Source organism: Janibacter hoylei PVAS-1 (assembly GCF_004025845.1).
GTDB classification, from domain to species: Bacteria; Actinomycetota; Actinomycetes; order Actinomycetales; family Dermatophilaceae; genus Janibacter; species Janibacter hoylei.
Genome location: NZ_PIPF01000010.1, coordinates 144,112 through 161,015, shown reverse-complemented (window position 1 = coordinate 161,015; position 16,904 = coordinate 144,112). Strand labels below are relative to the sequence as shown.

Below are 16,904 nucleotides of genomic sequence, written 5' to 3'. Positions count from 1 at the left end.
TCAGCTCTCCATGACGGCGTAGACGAAGAAGCCGCCGATCACCAGGAGGGTGAGCAGGACGAGGGCGGCGAAGACGACCCACCCGATGCGGGTCATCCGGGCGGCCCCCTCCGGGTCGCTCGCGTGCTGGGTCACGCCGAGGATGCCGAAGACGAGGCTCGGGATGCCGATGTAGCAGCAGTACCCGCTGAGGAGCGCCAGCCCGCTGAAGACGATGAGCACGATCGCCGACGAGTTGGGCGGCTGGGGCGGCGGGTAGGGGTTCGGCGGAGGCGGCAGGGGTGCGTGACCCGGGACGGGGTACGGGTACGGGTCCATGCTCACGGTGCCTCCTCCCTCGCCTGCACGGGCAGGCCACGGGCCCACGGTACGTGATGGGAGGATGACCTCATGAGTCGTGCACTGCCGCAGACCCAGCCGATGGACGGTCTGCCCGACAAGGTCACCGTCTACGAGGTCGGCCCCCGGGACGGGCTGCAGAACGAGGCAGCGACCGTCCCCACGGCGACGAAGGCGGAGTTCATCCGCCGGATCATCGCGGCCGGCCTGCAGACCGTCGAGACCACGTCCTTCGTCTCGCCGCGCTGGGTTCCCCAGCTCGCCGACGCGACCGACCTGCTCGCCGACCTCGGCGAGGCGGGGCGGGGCCCGCTTCGTCCGGTGCTCGTGCCCAACGAGCGCGGCCTCGACCGGGCCCTCGAGGCGGGCGTCGGGGCGGTCGCGATCTTCGGCAGCGCGACGGAGACCTTCGCCCACAAGAACCTCGGGCGCTCGCGCGCGGAGTCGGTCGAGATGTTCAGCCCCGTCGTCAGGCGCGCGCAGGACGCCGGCCTGTGGGTGCGGGCCTACGTGTCGATGTGCTTCGGCGACCCGTGGAAGGGGCCGGTGCCCGTCGACCGGGTGGCGGATGCCTGTGCCGAGCTCATGGACCTCGGCTGCGACCAGCTCTCCATCGGCGACACGATCGGCACCGGCACGGCGGGTCACGTCGAGGCGCTGCTCGAAGCCCTCGGCCAGCGCGGCATCGGCGTGGACCGGATCGGCGTGCACTTCCACGACACCTACGGCCAGGCGCTGACCAACACGCTCACCGCGCTACGCGCTGGCGTCACCGTCGTCGACGCCTCGACCGGTGGCCTCGGCGGCTGCCCCTACGCGAAGTCGGCCACCGGCAACCTCGCCACCGAGGACCTCGTGTGGCTGCTCGACGGCGCCGGCGTCGAGACGGGCATCGACCTCGACGCCCTCGTCGCGACGAGCGTGTGGATGGCCGAGCAGCTCGGCCGCCCGTCGCCGTCGCGGGTGGTCAAGGCCCTGTCCGGCGGGTGACCGGCCGCCGCCCCTGACGAAGGGGGTGCCTCACCCGTCGATGACGACGCCCGTGATCCGGTGGAGGGAGAAGACCTGGTGCACGGCGTCGACCTCGCCACCGACGCGGCCTCCATCGATGCTCGTCGGGTGGAAGAGCAGGCGGCGGGTGGCGCCGACGGCATCGGTGACCCCGAGCCAGACGGGCAGGCGGTCGGCGGCGGCCTCGCGGAGCAGGGCCGCGCTGCTCGCCGGGTCGAGGGCGGGGATCACCGGCCCGTCGTCGTGCGGGAGGGCGCGCTGCCGGTCGGCGCGGGCCTCGCCCTCGCGCAGGCGACGGACGACCTCGTCGGAGGGCTCGGGCGCGATCTCGGTGACCGGGCGGGCCCGGCGCGGGGTGATGCGTGGAGCACCCGGTCGGCTCGAGACGACGCCTCCGGGGCCTTCGAGCGCGGGTGCGGACCCCACCTCGCGCAGCGCCTCGAGTAGGACCGTCGGCCCGACCGGGCTGACGAGCACGGTCGGGGCGAGCTGCCGCAGCTGCAGGTGGGAGAGCTCGCGGTGGGTGAGCAGGGCCTCGAGGTGCGTGGGGTCGTCGCTGCGCAGGTAGCTGCCCGCGGCGCCGACGAGCAGCTGGCCGTGGCGTCGGGCGACGTCGCGCACGAGGTAGTCGAGGGGCTGCGGCACCGGCCCGGCGCTGTAGCGGCTGAGCGTGTCGAGCAGGTCGTCGGCGGTCCAGCCCGCGTCGAGCGCGGCCCGCAGCGAGGTCTCGGTGAAGCGGTGCACGCTCGCCCCACCCCGTGACTCAAGGGTCGCGCTGCGCCGCAGCAGGGCGGCGAGCTCGGGGACGGGTGTGCCGGGGACGATCGCGGTGAGGTCGGCCTGGAGCAGCAGCCGGTCGACGGGCTCCGGGACGAGCTCGGCCAGGTGCTGACCGGCCCGCGCGGCGTCGGTGGTGAGCAGCCGCCCGAAGGAGCCCAGGGCCCCGCGCCCGGTCACCCCGAGCTGCTCGCCCTCGCGCAGCAGGGCGGCGACGGCCTCGTCGGCCCCGTGCGGCATGCGGCGTGGCCGACGGTGACGCAGGCGGCGCATCACCTCCTCGAGGTCGGGGGCGCTGCCCTCGGGCAGCGCGGCGAGGATGTCGAGCACCTCGTGGCGCAGCGCCCGGACGGGCGGCCAGACCATGCCCTCGGACAGGGCGTTGACCCGCCCGCCGTCCTCGGGGGCCGGGACGACGCTGGCCCGGAGCGAGTCGAGCCACGGCCCGGCCAGGGCCGCCCACCGGTCAGCGGTCGAGCGCGCCCGCCACTCGTCGACGACGCTCGTCAGCCGCCAGGTGGGCTCGAGGGCGTGGTCGTCGGCGAGCAGCTGGGCCCCGAGCGCCAGCTCGAGGAGGAAGGTCGTCGCCGGCTCGTCGAGGTCGACCCGACCGGCGAGCGATCGCAGGTCGCGCACGGCCATCCCGCCGCTGCGCAGCACCCGAGGGCTCGTCTCGTCGAGGTGGTCGAGCAGCTCGTCGACGAGCGCGACGAGCTCGGTCGCGGCGGCGGTCGCGGCCCGGTCGACGTCGTCGGGGGAGAGGGTGCGCGCGGTCGACGTCGTCTCGTCGAGGGGTGCGTCGACGAGACGGCCGCCGCGCACGACGAGGGCCACCTCGCGGGGCACGAGCACGTGCTCGGCGTCGGGCGCCGCGACGAGACCGGTGTCGACGAGCTCGGCCACGGCCTGGCCGGCGCGGCTCGCGGGGTCGGTGGGCACCGTCGCGGTCGGGCCGTGCAGGGCGACCCGCTCGAGGACCCGCCGCGCCTCCGGGGAGAGATCGGCCACCGCTCCCGCGAGGTCGTCGGGGAGGGCGTGGCCGAGGCTGTGGGCCGTCGGGCCCAGGCCTGCGGGGTGCGGGCCGAGCACGTCGACGACCGTGCGGGAGAGGGCGAGCCCGTCGGTGGACCGCCACAGCAGGGCGGCGGTGGTCAGGTGCTCGACGAAGGGGGCGGCGCCCCCTTCGTCCGTGCCGAGGAGGGGGGCGATGACCGCCGGGTCGGTGCTGCCCGTCACCGCGCAGGCCTGCAGGGCGGTGAGGTGCGGCAGGTCGAGGTGGTCGACGGCGCGGGCGGTGCTGGCCCGGGTGCTCGCCCGGGCCGCGAGGGCGGTCAGGTCGGCCGGCTGCGGCCGGGCCAGGTCCGGGCGCAGGTCGAGCAGGGCCACGAGCTCGACGTCGGAGCGGTGGCGGATGTCCTCGGCGAGTGATCGCACCGCCTCACGGTAGTTCAGCGGACGGGCTGCTCGTCGCCGGCGGTCACGAGGACGCCGTTGACCGCCGGGCTGATGATCCGCTCGAGCCGCAGCATGACCCACGCGGTGACGGCCAGGCCCCCGATGATGATGCCGATGAAGAGGCCCCCGAGGTCGCGGTCGAGCAGGAAGCCCGCGGCGAGCGGCCCGAGGACCCCGCCGCCCATGAAGGCGGTCGACTGGGCCGCGTTGACCCGCCCGCGCAGGTGGTCGGGCGCCATGTCGTTGGTGATCGCCGGCAGCGTCGGCTGGAGCAGGGTCTCGCCCAGCCCGAAGAGCGCCCCGAAGAGGACGACGAGCGCCGCCGCCGCGAGGGTGTCGGGCAGGAGGCCGCTCAGGCCCATCGCGCCCCAGGCACAGAGCCAGATGACGAGCATGAGCAGGCCGATGCGGGTGCGCCGGTGGCCCTCGATGCGGTGGAGCACCCAGAACTGCAGCAGGACGATCACCGCGGTGTTGCACGCGAAGAGCACGCCGATCGTCTCGGTGCCCACCTGCGAGATGGTCCGCGCGAAGGCGGGCACGCCGGCCTCGAACTGCCCGTAGCCGACGAAGCTCGTGAGGATCGCCAGGAGCAGCACCCACCGCATGCCGGGCAGCCGCAGGACCGTCGCGTAGGTGGCGGCGGACGAGCCGTCGCCCGGGTGCTCGGCGCGGGCGTGCACGTGCCGCAGCGGGCCGAGCAGCCAGATGCCCGGGATGAGCACGAGCACGGCGTCGAGGAGGAAGATCGCCTCGAAGGTCACCGGCCGGGCGACGTCGACGAAGGCGCCCGCGATGAGCCCGCCGACCCCGATGCCGAGGTTGAGCAGGGCGAAGTTGACCCCGAAGTACCGCTGCCGCAGCGGCCCGCGCACGAGCGCGGAGATGAAGGTGTTGGACGCCGACCAGCCGATGCTCTGCGAGAGCCCCATGAGCACGGCGCCGAGCACGGCCACGGGCAACGAGGTCGCGAAGGCCATCGCCACCGCACCGAGGCTCTGGGCGACCCCGGCGCTGATGAGCATCCACCGGGCGCCGAGCCGGTCGGTGAGGCTGCCCATCGGGCCCGCGGCGAGCGCCGCGACGAGGGCGAGCAGGGCCATGATCGTGCCCGCCGCGTCGAGGGAGAAGTGCCGCACCTCGTGCAGGTAGATCACGGTGAAGGGCAGAGTCATGCCCCGCCCGAGGTGCTGGAGCGCGACGGTGGAGAGGAGGAACCGCCCTTCGCGCGGCAGCGCCCGCCAGAAGCCGGCCAGACCCGGCCCGATCTCGTGGGCGGCGAGGTCCTTGGGCAGCGTGGTCACGAGGGGCAATGCTGCCCCAGACCGCCGACATCCGACCACCGGGTTTTGGCCCGCACGGGTTAGCCTTGTCGGTGGTGCACGGTCCCGTGCGCCCACACACTTTCGTATGCGAGCAAGAGGTGCACGGTGCCTACTGGCAAGGTCAAGTGGTACGACGCGGAGAAGGGTTTCGGCTTCATCTCCGGGGATGACGGCGCGGACATCTTCCTCCACGCCAACGCCCTGCCCGAGGGCACGACGACCCTCAAGGGCGGCACCCGCGTGGACTACGGCATCGTCGAGGGGCGCCGCGGCGCCCAGGCGCTGTCGGTCAAGGTCCTCGACGCGCCCCCGAGCGTCAGCTCCAACCTGCGCCAGCGCGACCGCAAGGGTGCCGAGGACATGGCCGCCATCGTCGAGGACGTCATCAAGCTCCTCGACAACGTCGGCAACGGCCTGCGTCGCGGGCGCTACCCTGACAAGGCGCAGGGCGCCAAGGTCGCGCAGGTCCTGCGCCGGGTCGCCGACGACCTGGAGGGCTGAGATGACCGAGACCGCCACCCGGACCCGCAAGGCCCGGCCGAAGGCCGATGCCGTCCTCGCGGCTGCTGTCGAGCCGGCCCGCCGTGAGCTGCTCGAGGCGACGAAGGGGGAGGGCGTCGGCGAGCACGTCGGCTTCACCCTCGACGCCGAGCGGCTCGGCACCCACTGGTTCGCCGCGACCCTGCCCGGGTACGGCGGCTGGAACTGGGCCGTCACCGTCACCCGCGCCCCGCGCTCCAAGAGCGCGACCGTCTGCGAGTCGCAGCTGCTGCCCGGCGACGGCGCGATCCTCTCCCCGGAGTGGCTGCCGTGGGCCGAGCGCCTCGCGCCCGGCGACGTCGGCCCGGGGGACGTGACGCCCAAGGTCGACGACGACCCCAACCTCGAGGCCGGCTTCGAGGCCACGGGCGAGGAGGACGTCGACGCCGTCGCGCTGTGGGAGCTCGGCCTCGGCCGCCCCCGGGTGCTCTCCGCGGAGGGCCGCGACCGCGCCGCGCAGCGGTGGTACGACGGCAGCCACGGGCCGACCGCCGAGGTCGCCGTCAAGGCGCCGGCGCGGTGCGACGGCTGCGGCTACTTCCTGCCGATGGCGGGCGCGCTGCGCTCCGTCTTCGGCGTCTGCGCCAACGAGTGGAGCCCGAGCGACGGCACGGTCGTCAGCAGGGACCACGGCTGCGGCGCGCACTCGGAGGTCGACATGGACGCCCCCGAGCCGGAGCAGGTCGGGACACCGATCCTGGACGACGAGGTGCTGGAGACCCTGTGAGCACGCCTACTGCGCCCCCTGCGGAGGGCTCCGCGATCGAGCGGTACTTCAAGATCCACGAGCGTGGCTCGACGATCGGCCGGGAGGTCCGCGGTGGCTTCGCGACCTTCTTCACGATGGCCTACATCGTCGTCCTCAACCCGCTGATCATCGGGACCCAGGCCGACTCGACGGGCGGCTTCCTCGGTGGGGGCGACGAGCCCAACCTCGCGATGGTCGCGGCGTGCACCGCCCTCGTGGCGGGTGTCATGACGCTGCTCATGGGGGTCGTGGCCAACTACCCGCTGGCCCTCGCCGCGGGCTTGGGGCTCAACGCCTTCGTCGCCTTCGGCATCGCCAAGCTGCCGGAGATGACCTGGGCGGACGCGATGGGCCTCGTGGTCCTCGAGGGCCTGATCATCCTGCTGCTCGTGCTCACCGGCTTCCGCAAGGCGGTGCTGCACGCCGTGCCGGCGCCGCTCAAGACGGCCATCTCCGTCGGCATCGGCCTCTTCATCACCGTCGTCGGCCTCGTCGACGCCGGCTTCGTCCGCAAGGCCGAAGGGGGTCCCCTGGGTGAGCTGGGTGTCGGCGGCTTCCTCGCCGGCTGGCCGCTGCTCGTCTTCGTCATCGGCCTCTTCATCATCATCGCGCTGCACGTGCGCGGCGTGAAGGGCGCGATCCTCTACGGCATCCTCGGCACGACGATCCTCGCGATGGTCGTCGAGGCGGTCTTCAGCATCGGCTCGCAGACCAACGAGGCGGGTGAGCTGGTCAACCCGACCGGCTGGGGGCTCAACGTCCCGCAGGTGCCCGACTCCATCGCCGCCACGCCGCAGTTCGGCCTGCTCGGCGACTTCAACCTGCTGGGCTCCTTCGACAAGATCGGGGTCGTCTCGGCGGCGCTGCTCGTCTTCACGATCCTGCTCGCGGACTTCTTCGACACGATGGGCACGATGGTCGCCGTCGGCGCGGAGGGCGACCTGCTCGACGAGGAGGGCAACCCGCCGAACTCGCAGCGGATCCTCGTCGTCGACTCGCTCGCCGCCGCGGCCGGTGGTGCTGCTGCGGTCAGCTCCAACACGAGCTACATCGAGTCGGCCTCCGGTGTCGGCGAGGGGGCCCGCACCGGTCTGGCCTCGGTCGTCACGGGCGTGCTCTTCCTGCTCGCGACCTTCTTGTCGCCGCTCGTCGCAGTCGTGCCCTACGAGGCGGCCACCCCCGCGCTCGTGCTCGTCGGCTTCCTCATGATGCAGCAGGTCAAGGAGATCGACTGGGAGGACCTGGAGATCGCGATCCCGGCCTTCCTGACGATCGCCCTCATGCCCTTCACGTACTCGATCACCGCGGGCATCGGCGCCGGCTTCGTCAGCTACGTCTTCATCAAGGCGGTGCGTGGCCGCGCGGCGACGATCCACCCGCTCATGTGGCTCGTCGCTGGCCTCTTCGTCCTGTACTTCGGCATCGACCCGATCAAGGGGGTGCTCGGGGTGGGGTGACGCTCCCTTCGCCGATCGACGCGGACACCCCGCCGTCGCACGTGGTCCACACCCGTGCGGCGGCGGGGTTTTTCTGCGCCGCCGAGGAATAGTTAGCACAGGTAATGAGTTGTACCAACGTGTTGATGCGAGCGAAGGGAGAGCCGGTGGCGGAGTCGAGAGCGCTGGGCCGTGCGGCGGTGGGCGCGTTGAGCGAGGACCTCCGGCTGGCGTGCATGCGCATCAGCCGCCGCATCCGCTTCGAGAGCACCGACGTCATCGCGCCCCACCAGTTCTCCGTGCTCGCCCGCCTCGAGGACGGTCCGCTGACCCCCCGGGCGCTCGCCGACATCGAGAAGGTCTCGGCCCCGAGCATGACCCGCACCGTCGCCTGCCTCGCCGACGACGGCCTCGTCGAGCGGCACGACGACCCGCAGGACGGGCGCCGCGTGCTCGTCGAGCTGACGGAGCAGGGGCGCACGGCGCTGACGCAGACCCGGCGGCGGCGCGACAAGTGGATGACCGAGCGGGTCGCCGAGCTGACCCGCGAGGAGCAGGACACGCTCGTCGCGGCGAGCGGGATCCTCGGTCGGATCGCGGCCCGATGAGCCCCACCTTCGCCTCCCTCTCGATCCGCAACTACCGCATCTACGCGCTCGGCGCGATCGTCTCCAACGTCGGCACGTGGATGGGCCGCGTCGCCCAGGACTGGGTCGTGCTCACCGAGCTCACCGACCACTCCGCGTCGGCGCTCGGCATCGTCACCGGCCTGCAGTTCCTGCCGATGCTGCTCCTCGCGCCGTGGACCGGCGCGGTCACCGACCGCTACCCCAAGCGGGCGCTGCTGCTGCTCACGCAGACCCTGCTCGCGCTGAGCGCGCTCATCGGTGGTGTCCTCGTCGTCACCGACAGCGCCCAGCTGTGGCACTTCTACGGCCTGGCCCTGATGACGGGCATCGCGACCGCCTTCGACAACCCGGCACGGCAGACCTTCGTCTCCGAGATGGTGCCGCGCGAGCGCCTGGCCAACGCGGTGGCGCTCAACTCGGCCTCCTTCAACCTCGGTCGCCTCGTGGGCCCCGCCGTCGCGGGTCTCGTCATCGCCTGGGTGGGGTCGGGGCTGGCGCTGCTCGCCAACAGCCTGACCTTTGTCTCGGTGCTCATCGCGCTGCTGCTCATGCGCGCGAGCGAGCTGACGCCGGCACCGCGCTCGACCGGTCGCGGCTCGGCCCTGGAGGGCCTGCGCTATGTGCGCGGCCGCCCCGACATCGTCCTCGTCATGGTGCTGATCTTCGTCCTCGGCACCTTCGGCATGAACTTCCAGATCACCATCGCGCTCATGGCCACCCAGGTCTTCGAGCGCGGCGCCGAGGACTACGGGCTGCTCGGCTCGATCATGGCGATCGGCTCGCTGAGCGCCGCCCTGCTCGCCGCGCGCCGCAGCGAGCCGCGGCTGAGGGTGCTGCTGCTCTCGCTCGTCGGCTTCACCTTCGCCGCGGGCTTCGCCGCCCTCGCGCCGACCTACGCCACCTTTGCCGTCGCGCTCGCCGCATGTGGCCTCACCGCCCTCACGACGATGACGACGGCCAATGCCATGGTCCAGATGCGCACCGACCCGGTGATGCGCGGCCGGGTCATGGCGCTCTACATGGCGATCTTCTTCGGCGGCACCCCCATCGGCGCGCCGCTCATCGGCTGGGTCGGTGACGTGCTCGGGCCGCGGTGGACGATCGGCATCGGGGCCGTCGCGGTCGGGATCACGCTGGTCGCGGTGTCCTTCTGGCTCGCGCGGCACGAGAATGTCGAGGTGACCTACTCCAGCCAGCGCCGCCCGCGCGTGCGCGTCTCCTCCGCGCCCACCCACGACGTCCCGCAGGCCGCCCGATGACGCCCCGGTTTCGGCGGATCATGACGTGGGCCGTCCTCGGCTCGCTCGTCCTCGTGGCCGTGCTCTCGGCCCTGCTGTGACCCGCGCGCGGGTGCCTCAGATGCGCTCGCGGACGTGGTCGATGCAGGCGAGCAGCGCGGTGACGTCGTCGGGGTCGACCGCCGGGAAGGTCGCGATGCGCAGCTGGTTGCGACCGAGCTTGCGATAGGGCTCGACGTCGACGATGCCGTGCTGACGCAGGGTCGCCGCGATCGCTGCCGCGTCGACGTCGTCATCGAAGTCGACCGTCGTCACGACCTGCGAGCGGGCGGCCGGGTCGGCGACGAAGAGGCTCGTCGCATCCCCCTGCTCGGCCCACGCGTGGATCCGTGAGGAGGAGTCCGCGGTGCGGCCGGAGGCGAAGGGGAGGCCGCCGGACTCGTTGAGCCAGCGCACCTGCTCGGCCATGAGGGCCAGGGTCGCCACCGCCGGGGTGTTGAGCGTCTGGTCCTTGCGCGAGTTGTCGATCGCCGCGGTCAGCGAGAGGAAGTCGGGGATCCACCGGTCGGTGGCCGCGATCTCCTCGGCCCGCGCGATCGCGGCAGGGGAGAGGATCGCGAACCAGATGCCGCCGTCCGAGGCGAAGGACTTCTGCGGTGCGAAGTAGTAGGCGTCGGTCTGCGCGATGTCGACCGAGAGGCCGCCTGCGCCCGAGGTCGCGTCGACGAGGACCAGGGCGTCGTCGTCGACCCCCGCCGGGCGCTGCACCGGCGCCATGACGCCGGTCGAGGTCTCGTTGTGCGGCCAGGCGTAGGCGTCGACGCCGGCGACCGCCTCGGGCGCGACGAGCGACCCGGGGTCGACCGAGCGCACGTCGGGCTCGGCGAGGAAGGGGGCGCGGCGGGTCACCGCGGCGAACTTGCTCGAGAACTCGCCGAAGACGAGGTGCTGGGCCCGCTCGCGGACCAGCCCGAGCGCGGCGATGTCCCAGAAGGCGGTCGACCCGCCGTTGCCGAGGACCACCTCGTAGCCGTCGGGCAGCGCGAAGAGCTCGCCGAGCCCCTCGCGCAGCCCGCCGACGAGGGAGCGCACCGGCGCCTGACGGTGCGAGGTGCCGAGGACGGTCTGGCCGAGGGTGACGAGGTGGTCGAGCTGCTCGGGGCGGACGAGCGAGGGGCCCGAGCCAAAACGGCCGTCGCGGGGCCGCAGCTCCTCGGGGATGGTGATGTCGGCAGTCACGGACGTCAACCGACCTTCGCCAGCTCGGAGGACGTGGGCTTGCTGATGGTGAGCGGCTTGCCCCAGTCCGTGGCGATGAGCTCGGCCTCGGCGCCGTTTTGCGTGAAGGACATCTTGCGGATGAGGTCGTCGTCGTCGAGCCACACGTCGTAGATGGCCGTCGCCGGTCCGTTGGGGTCCTGGTCCAGGCCCAGCTCGCGACGGACGTCGGCGGTGCGGACCGTCGCGGTGTAGTGAGTCGTCGACACGCCGTCGATCTCCTCGGTGCCCTTGTCGCCCGCGGACTCGACGCCGGCGATGAAGGCGTCGAGCTGGGTCCGCATGCTCAGCAGCTCCGTCTGGCTCAGGGCCTGCTGGATGAGGGGGTTGGTCGAGTCCTTGGTCACCGGGACCCACTTGGGTGGTTGGGCGAGGTAGTACTGGCCGTCGACGAGGCGGTAGGTCAGCTGCTGGGACCCGACGGAGACCTCCATCTCCAGGGCGTTGTCTGCCAGGTCCTGCTTCCCGGTGGCCGTGGCCGCGGGGGAGTCCTTCGGCCCGATCCGCACGTCGAGAGCCACTGTCGGGTTGGCGTCGACCGCGGCCTCGAGCTTGCTCGTGAACTCGTCCGCGTCGAAGGGCGTGCCCGTGTCGGTCGACGTGGACGAGGGGGCGGAGCTCGACGGGGACCGGTGGCTCGACGAGCTCGTGGTCCCGGCTCCCTTCGACGTCGACGACGGCGCCGTGGACGAGGCGGAGGCCGAGGGCGTCGACGAGGGGATCGGGGCGTCCTTGGAGGTGCTGCCGGCCGTCGGGCCCGGGCCCCCGTCGCCACCGCACGCCGCCAGGGCGAGGGTGGCGGTGGCGGCGAGGGCCATCGCGACGGTACGCATCAGCCGGGGAGCAGGTCGTAGCCGTGGACGTCGGTGATCGGACGCGGGCCGGGACCGGTGTACTTGCTGCTCGGGCGGATGAGGCGGCCGGTGCGCTTCTGCTCGAGCACGTGGGCCGACCAGCCGGCGGTGCGGGCGCAGACGAAGAGCGGGGTCATCATCTCGCCGGGGACGTCGGCGAAGTCGAGCAGGACCGCGGCCCAGTAGTCGACGTTGGTCTCCATCTTGCGCTCCGGGTAGCGGTCCGCGAGCTCGGCGATGGCGGCCTTCTCCAGCTCGAGGGCGACCTCGTAGCGCGGGGCGCCGAGGCGCTTGCAGGTGTCGCGCAAGACGGCCGCGCGCGGGTCGTAGGCCCGGTAGACGCGGTGCCCGAAGCCCATGAGGCGCTCCTTGCGGTCCAGCGCCTCCTTGACGTACTTCGTCGCGTCGCCGGTGCGCTCGACGCCCTCGATCATGTGCTGCGCCCGCGAGGGGGCGCCACCGTGCAGCGGGCCGGACATCGCGCCCACGGCCCCAGAGAGGCAGGCGGCGGCGTCGGCGCCGGTCGAGGCGATGACGCGCGCGGTGAAGGTCGAGGCATTCATGCCGTGCTCGGCCGCGGAGATGAAGTAGGCGTCGATCGCCTCGACGTGCTTGGGGTCGGGCTCGCCGCGCCAGCGGATCATGAAGCGCTCGACGATGTTCTTGCCCTCGTCGACCCGGGCCTGCGGCACCATCGCCGAGTGCTGCCCGTGCGCCGACTGGGCGATGAAGGACAGCGCCATGACCGAAGCGCGGGCCAGGTCGTCGCGCACCTGCGTGTCGTCGATGTCGAGGAGCGGCTTGAAGCCCCACAGAGGAGCCAGCTGTGCGAGGGCCGACTGCACGTCGACACGGATGTCGCCGCTGTGGACCGGCAGCGGGAAGGGCTCGGCCGGGGGGAGGCCCGGGTCGAAGGAGTCGTCGACGAGCAGGCCCCAGACACGGCCGAAGGAGACCTTGCCGACGAGATCGTTGATGTCGACCCCGCGGTAGCGCAGGTTGCCGCCGGCCTTGTCGGGCTCGGCGATCTCCGACTCGAAGGCGACGACGCCCTCCAGACCGTGCTTGACCTCGGTGTCCGTCATCGGGTGCCTCTTTCGTTCGTGCGTCGAGCTGCTCAGCGATCAGTGTCGCACGCACCACGGGCGTGCCGAAGACCTGCCACGGGTAGCATGCCGCACGGCGGGCCGCGAGGGAGGGACACAGGTGTCGAAGGTGCGTACGGGGTACAGCCCGGCTCTGGACGGGTTGCGAGGCGTCTTCATCCTCCTGTTCATCGCCTTCCACTTCGGGCTGACCCAGCTCGAGGGCATGTGGGTGACGATCAACCTCTTCTTCGTCCTCTCCGGGTTCCTCATCGTGCGTCTGCTGACGGCCGAGCAGTCCCGCTACGGCTCGATCGACGTGTGGGGCTTCTACAAGCGGCGGATCCGCCGCCTGCTGCCGGCACTGCTCGTGATGCTCCTCGTCGTCATGGCCTGGGGCGCGCTCGCGGCTCCCGAAGGCATCCGCCGCAAGCTCGGCGGCGACGTCCTGGCGACGCTCGGGTACGTCATGAACTGGCGACTCATCCACCAGGAGGACCAGTACTTCGGGACGGCTGGCGGCGCCTCTCCCCTTCGTCACGCGTGGACGCTGGCGATCGAGGAGCAGTTCTACATCGTCGCCCCGCTCGTCCTCATCGGCCTGTACGTGCTCTTCCGCAACCGCCGCATCTCGATGGCCGTCCTCGTGCTGGGCGCGGTCGCCTCCGCGGTGTGGACCGCGATGCTCGGCTTCCACGACCAGTCGGACTACCCGCGGCTCTACTACGGCACCGACACCCGGGCCCAGGCGCTCTTCCTCGGTGCCGCGATCGGTGTGCTGCGCGCTCCCAAGGGCAAGGGCATCGCCCCGCCGGACCTGCCGATGCCGCTCATCTGGGTCGGCGGCCTCGTCGGCCTCGTGTCGTCGGTCATCTGCTTCGCGATCATCACGCCGTACACCGGGTGGATGTTCAACCACGGTGGGATGTTCTTCTTCGGCATCGGCAGCGTCCTGCTCGTCCTCGCCTGCGCCGACCCGCGGCCCAACCCGACACGCACGCTGTTTTCCTGGGCGCCGCTGGCCTTCGTCGGGGAGCGCACCTATGGCCTCTACCTCTGGCACTGGCCGATCTACGTCATGCTGGCCCAGACCTCGCTGGGTGACAGCACCATCGCGGTCTTCGTCGTCGGGATGGCTCTCACCGTCGCCATCGCGCACGTCTCGTACACCTACCTCGAGGAGCCGGTCATCGCGCGCGGGATCCGTGGGGTCCTGCCGCGGACGCGCGAGCCCCTGCTCGCCGCCGTCCTGCCCGTGGTCCTCGTCGCCGTCCTCGGCCTCGGGCTCGTCCGGACCGCGCCGGAGCAGCAGTCGACCGCGCCGACGGCGACCGTGGCCGACCTGCCGGACATCGTCGACGGGCAGGTGGAGTACGTCCCGGACGCGCCCACCCGGATCGGCATCCTCGGCGACTCGGTGCCCTACTTCCTCGGCGAGCGCTTCCCGGCGGCGCAGTTCCCCGGGGTGCAGATCGACAACCACGCACGGGAGGGCTGCGACCTCCTCGACGAGCCGATCAGCTGGGCTCCCGGTCTGTCGAAGAAGACCGAGCCGTGGTGCGTCACGCAGAAGAAGCAGTGGACCACCGACTTCGAGGCCGCCGACGACCAGGTGCTCATGCTCTTCGCCTCGCCCCTCGTCGGGCTGCCGCACATCGTCGACGGCGAGCGGCTCTGGCTCGACGACCCGCGCTTCCGTCAGGTCATCACCGATCGCTTCGAGACCGTCTACGACCAGGCGAAGGGAGCCGGGGCCGAGCAGGTGCAGATCGTCAACGTGCCCTGCCGCCTGCCCCCCGACGACATCCCGGACGAGGTCCAGGCGGTCCTGGAGTCGGAGCCGCAGATGCTCGCGGAGTACAAGAACCCGGAGATCCTCAACGGGCTCGTCGAGTCCTGGGCCGAGACCCACCCCGACGACGTGCGGGTCGTGGACCTCGACGGGGCGCTGTGCGCCGACGGGTACCCCGAGGAGCTGCACGGCGTGCAGGTCTACAACGACTTCCTGCACTTCTCGCCGGAGGTGACCCCGATGCTGTGGAAGTGGCTGCTGGGGCAGGTCAGCAGGAACTACGCCGACCGGTGACCCTCACGCGTCCCGGAAGCCCCAGGCGGTGACGATCTCGGGCGCGAGCCAGGTCCACACGAGCTCGGAGCCCTGCCGGGAGAAGTGCACCCGGTCGGCGTAGAGCTCGGCGCCGTTGATCTGCGAGCGGTACCCCTCCCCGCACACGGCGGAGTTGAGGTCGAGGACCGCCGCGGAGACGTCACCGCGCTGGTCCTGCACTCCCTTCGCCCAGCGGGACACGACCTCGTTGGTGGGCGACGGGTCGATCTTGACCGCGCCGAGCTCCTCGCCGTCACGCACGGTGGCCGGGTCGTCGTGGCAGGTGGCGTTGATGAGCTGCAGCTGGCGGGCGCCAGCCCGGCGGGTCTGCTCGAGCAGGGCGTCGAGGGCGCGGCGGACCTCGCGAGCATGCGCCTCGGTGCCCGGCTCGACGGTGCGGCCGTCGAGGACGATCGGCTGGGTCAGGGCGGTCTCGATGGGGGACAGGACGATGTCGGCGTCCGCCCCGCGGACCTCGTCGGGCCAGCTCTCGCGCCAGGCGGCGCACGTCGCGTCCTCCTCGACCTCACCACCACCGAGGTACTTGAAGGTGATGGGTACGGGGTTGCAGGACCCGCGGCGCGTGTGGCCGCTGACGTCCAGGCCCGGGTAGTCGCCCCCGTCGAAGCCGTCGCGGATCGACTGCGCGATCGAGCTGCCGACGACCGAGACGCGCAGGTCCTGCGCCGGCTGCTGGTACTCGGCCGCGGCGGCGAGGGGGCGGCCGTCCCAGTCCCCGTCGATGAGCGGGGACCACACCGTGCTCAGGGCGTAGGCCACGGCGGCGAGCGCGGCGACGACTCCGGCCGGAGCCCACTGCCGGGCGGTGCGGCCCAGGCTGCGGGGGACGAGTGCGCGGAAGCCGTCGATCATCACCGGCAGCTCGACGAGGCGGTAGGACAGCACGGCGCAGACCCAGGCCAGGGCGAGCTTGATCGCGATCGCGACGACGAGCGGGAGCCCGTCGACGGGCAACCACAGGGAGATGGGCCAGTGGAAGAGGTAGAGACCGTACGAGATCTGGCCGAGGTGCACGAGGGGCGACCAGCTGATGATCCGGTTGATGAGCAGAGGGCGGGGGTCGAGCGCTGATGCGCCCATGCACGCGGCCATGACGGCGAAGAGGAGCATGCCGCCGCTCTCGAAGATCCACCGGCCGGTCTCGTCGAGGACGAAGAAGGCCGAGATCGACAGCAGGGTGCCGGCCCAGCCGATGGCTTCGGCTGTCGAGCGGCCGAGGCGGGGGGCGTCACCACGCCGGTCGGGCGTGAGGAGCATCGCGACGGCGACGCCGACGAGGATCGCCTGGGCCCGCACGTCGGTGCCGTAGTAGAGGCGCGAGCCGGTCGCGCCGCCGTCGGCGAGCATCGCGGTCCACGCGGCGCTGACCCCGGCCAGGCCGAGGACGGCGGCCGTGCGCGCCCACCGGCGCCGGAGCACGAGGACGGCAGCGACGAGGAAGGGCGCAAGGAGGTAGAACTGCTCCTCCACCCCCAGGGTCCACACGTGCCGCAGCGGGCTGGGCTCGACGAGCACGTCGAAGTACTGGTCGTCGCGGCCGATGAGGCGCCAGTTCTGCCAGAAGGTCAGGCTGGCGAAGGCATCGCCCGCGGTCTGCGGCCGGTCACCGGAGTTGACGAGCAGGGTGTGCACGAGCACCGCGACGACGAGCAGGACGAGTGCCGGCACGATCCGGCGAGCGCGCCGCAGGTAGAAGCGCACGGCGTCGATCCGGCCCCGCCGCTGCCACTCCTTGATGAGGATGCCGCCGATGAGGAAGCCGGAGAAGGTGAAGAAGTGGTTGATGCCCACCCATCCGCCGGTCAGCTGCGTGACCCCGAAGTGGTACAGCATGACGAGGATGATGAAGAGCCCGCGGTAGCCGTCGATCGCCGGTCGGTACGAGCGGCCCATCTGGTCGAGGTCCGTGCTCACCAGGTCGCGCCACCAGGTGCGCTGACGGCGGGTGCGCCGCGGGGCGGCAGGGCGCATGCGGACTCCAGGGGATGGGCGGGACTGTGGTCCCGGGCAGGCTACCCGCCGGTCCGGTCGCGCTGGGGGAGACGGCCGTACGCTGGCGCC

General features: G+C 72.1%; 14 protein-coding genes. 7 read left to right on the top strand and 7 right to left on the bottom strand.

What is annotated here, in order from left to right; translation table 11 throughout:
• Window positions 1–324: a hypothetical protein gene (locus CWN80_RS10775; protein ID WP_128277271.1), complete on the bottom strand. Its 324-nt coding sequence runs from the start codon at window positions 322–324 to the stop codon at window positions 1–3.
• 66 nt (window positions 325–390) lie between these two features.
• Here CWN80_RS10775 and CWN80_RS10770 point away from each other — a divergent pair, with 66 nt between their 5' ends.
• Window positions 391–1,329, top strand: a complete 939-nt coding sequence (locus tag CWN80_RS10770) for a hydroxymethylglutaryl-CoA lyase (protein ID WP_007929204.1) — start codon at window positions 391–393, stop codon at window positions 1,327–1,329.
• A gap of 30 nt (window positions 1,330–1,359) precedes the next feature.
• On the opposite strand, the gene CWN80_RS10765 is transcribed toward CWN80_RS10770, so the two are convergent.
• Both CWN80_RS10765 and CWN80_RS10760 read right to left on the bottom strand, forming a co-directional pair.
• On the bottom strand, window positions 1,360–3,561 hold the full coding sequence (locus tag CWN80_RS10765; RefSeq protein ID WP_128277270.1) for a helicase-associated domain-containing protein: 2,202 nt from the start codon (window positions 3,559–3,561) through the stop codon (window positions 1,360–1,362).
• Between the two features lie 14 nt (window positions 3,562–3,575).
• The gene (locus CWN80_RS10760) at window positions 3,576–4,886 is read right to left on the bottom strand and encodes an MFS transporter (protein WP_007929207.1); all 1,311 of its coding nucleotides are present in this window, start codon (window positions 4,884–4,886) and stop codon (window positions 3,576–3,578) included.
• Window positions 4,887–5,012: 126 nt separating this feature from the next.
• Here CWN80_RS10760 and CWN80_RS10755 point away from each other — a divergent pair, with 126 nt between their 5' ends.
• The 5 genes from CWN80_RS10755 (at window position 5,013) to CWN80_RS10735 (ending at window position 9,519) form a co-directional block, all read left to right on the top strand.
• The gene (locus CWN80_RS10755; protein WP_007929209.1) at window positions 5,013–5,408 is read left to right on the top strand and encodes a cold-shock protein; all 396 of its coding nucleotides are present in this window, start codon (window positions 5,013–5,015) and stop codon (window positions 5,406–5,408) included.
• Between the two features lies 1 nt (window position 5,409).
• Window positions 5,410–6,174 (top strand): DUF3027 domain-containing protein, encoded by a 765-nt coding sequence (locus tag CWN80_RS10750; RefSeq protein ID WP_007929211.1) that lies wholly within the window; start codon window positions 5,410–5,412, stop codon window positions 6,172–6,174.
• Window positions 6,171–7,652, top strand: a complete 1,482-nt coding sequence (locus tag CWN80_RS10745; RefSeq protein ID WP_128277269.1) for an NCS2 family permease — start codon at window positions 6,171–6,173, stop codon at window positions 7,650–7,652. The genes CWN80_RS10750 and CWN80_RS10745 overlap by 4 nt, the downstream gene beginning before the upstream one ends.
• Window positions 7,653–7,831: 179 nt before the next feature.
• A complete protein-coding gene (locus CWN80_RS10740; RefSeq protein WP_337590146.1) occupies window positions 7,832–8,239 on the top strand; it encodes a MarR family winged helix-turn-helix transcriptional regulator in 408 nt (135 codons plus the stop codon).
• Window positions 8,236–9,519: an MFS transporter gene (locus CWN80_RS10735; protein ID WP_007928816.1), complete on the top strand. Its 1,284-nt coding sequence runs from the start codon at window positions 8,236–8,238 to the stop codon at window positions 9,517–9,519. Before CWN80_RS10740 ends, CWN80_RS10735 begins: the two co-directional genes overlap by 4 nt.
• Before the next feature lie 96 nt (window positions 9,520–9,615).
• Here CWN80_RS10735 and serC read toward each other — a convergent pair whose 3' ends face one another.
• From serC to CWN80_RS10720, 3 genes are read right to left on the bottom strand one after another with little or no spacing between them, the layout of a single operon-like run.
• Window positions 9,616–10,737: a phosphoserine transaminase gene (gene serC, locus CWN80_RS10730; RefSeq protein ID WP_007928815.1), complete on the bottom strand. Its 1,122-nt coding sequence runs from the start codon at window positions 10,735–10,737 to the stop codon at window positions 9,616–9,618.
• A gap of 5 nt (window positions 10,738–10,742) precedes the next feature.
• Window positions 10,743–11,594 carry an LppX_LprAFG lipoprotein gene (locus tag CWN80_RS10725; protein ID WP_156811790.1) on the bottom strand — a complete coding sequence of 284 codons (852 nt, stop codon included), beginning with the start codon at window positions 11,592–11,594 and terminating at the stop codon, window positions 10,743–10,745.
• Between the two features lie 14 nt (window positions 11,595–11,608).
• The gene (locus CWN80_RS10720) at window positions 11,609–12,715 is read right to left on the bottom strand and encodes a citrate synthase 2 (protein WP_007928813.1); all 1,107 of its coding nucleotides are present in this window, start codon (window positions 12,713–12,715) and stop codon (window positions 11,609–11,611) included.
• Between the two features lie 121 nt (window positions 12,716–12,836).
• Between CWN80_RS10720 and CWN80_RS10715 the strand changes: the two genes are divergently transcribed.
• Window positions 12,837–14,801 (top strand): acyltransferase family protein, encoded by a 1,965-nt coding sequence (locus CWN80_RS10715; protein ID WP_169330618.1) that lies wholly within the window; start codon window positions 12,837–12,839, stop codon window positions 14,799–14,801.
• A gap of 3 nt (window positions 14,802–14,804) precedes the next feature.
• Here CWN80_RS10715 and CWN80_RS10710 read toward each other — a convergent pair whose 3' ends face one another.
• Window positions 14,805–16,814: an acyltransferase family protein gene (locus CWN80_RS10710; protein ID WP_007928809.1), complete on the bottom strand. Its 2,010-nt coding sequence runs from the start codon at window positions 16,812–16,814 to the stop codon at window positions 14,805–14,807.
• Window positions 16,815–16,904: the final 90 nt, after the last annotated feature.

Coding starts and splice junctions, on each gene's coding strand:
- CWN80_RS10770 (WP_007929204.1), top strand. CDS start 391: ATGAGTCGTGCACTGCCGCAGACCCAGCCGATGGACGGTCTGCCCGAC.
- CWN80_RS10735 (WP_007928816.1), top strand. CDS start 8,236: ATGAGCCCCACCTTCGCCTCCCTCTCGATCCGCAACTACCGCATCTAC.
- CWN80_RS10720 (WP_007928813.1), bottom strand. CDS start 12,715: ATGACGGACACCGAGGTCAAGCACGGTCTGGAGGGCGTCGTCGCCTTC.
- CWN80_RS10750 (WP_007929211.1), top strand. CDS start 5,410: ATGACCGAGACCGCCACCCGGACCCGCAAGGCCCGGCCGAAGGCCGAT.
- CWN80_RS10710 (WP_007928809.1), bottom strand. CDS start 16,814: ATGCGCCCTGCCGCCCCGCGGCGCACCCGCCGTCAGCGCACCTGGTGG.
- CWN80_RS10725 (WP_156811790.1), bottom strand. CDS start 11,594: ATGGCCCTCGCCGCCACCGCCACCCTCGCCCTGGCGGCGTGCGGTGGC.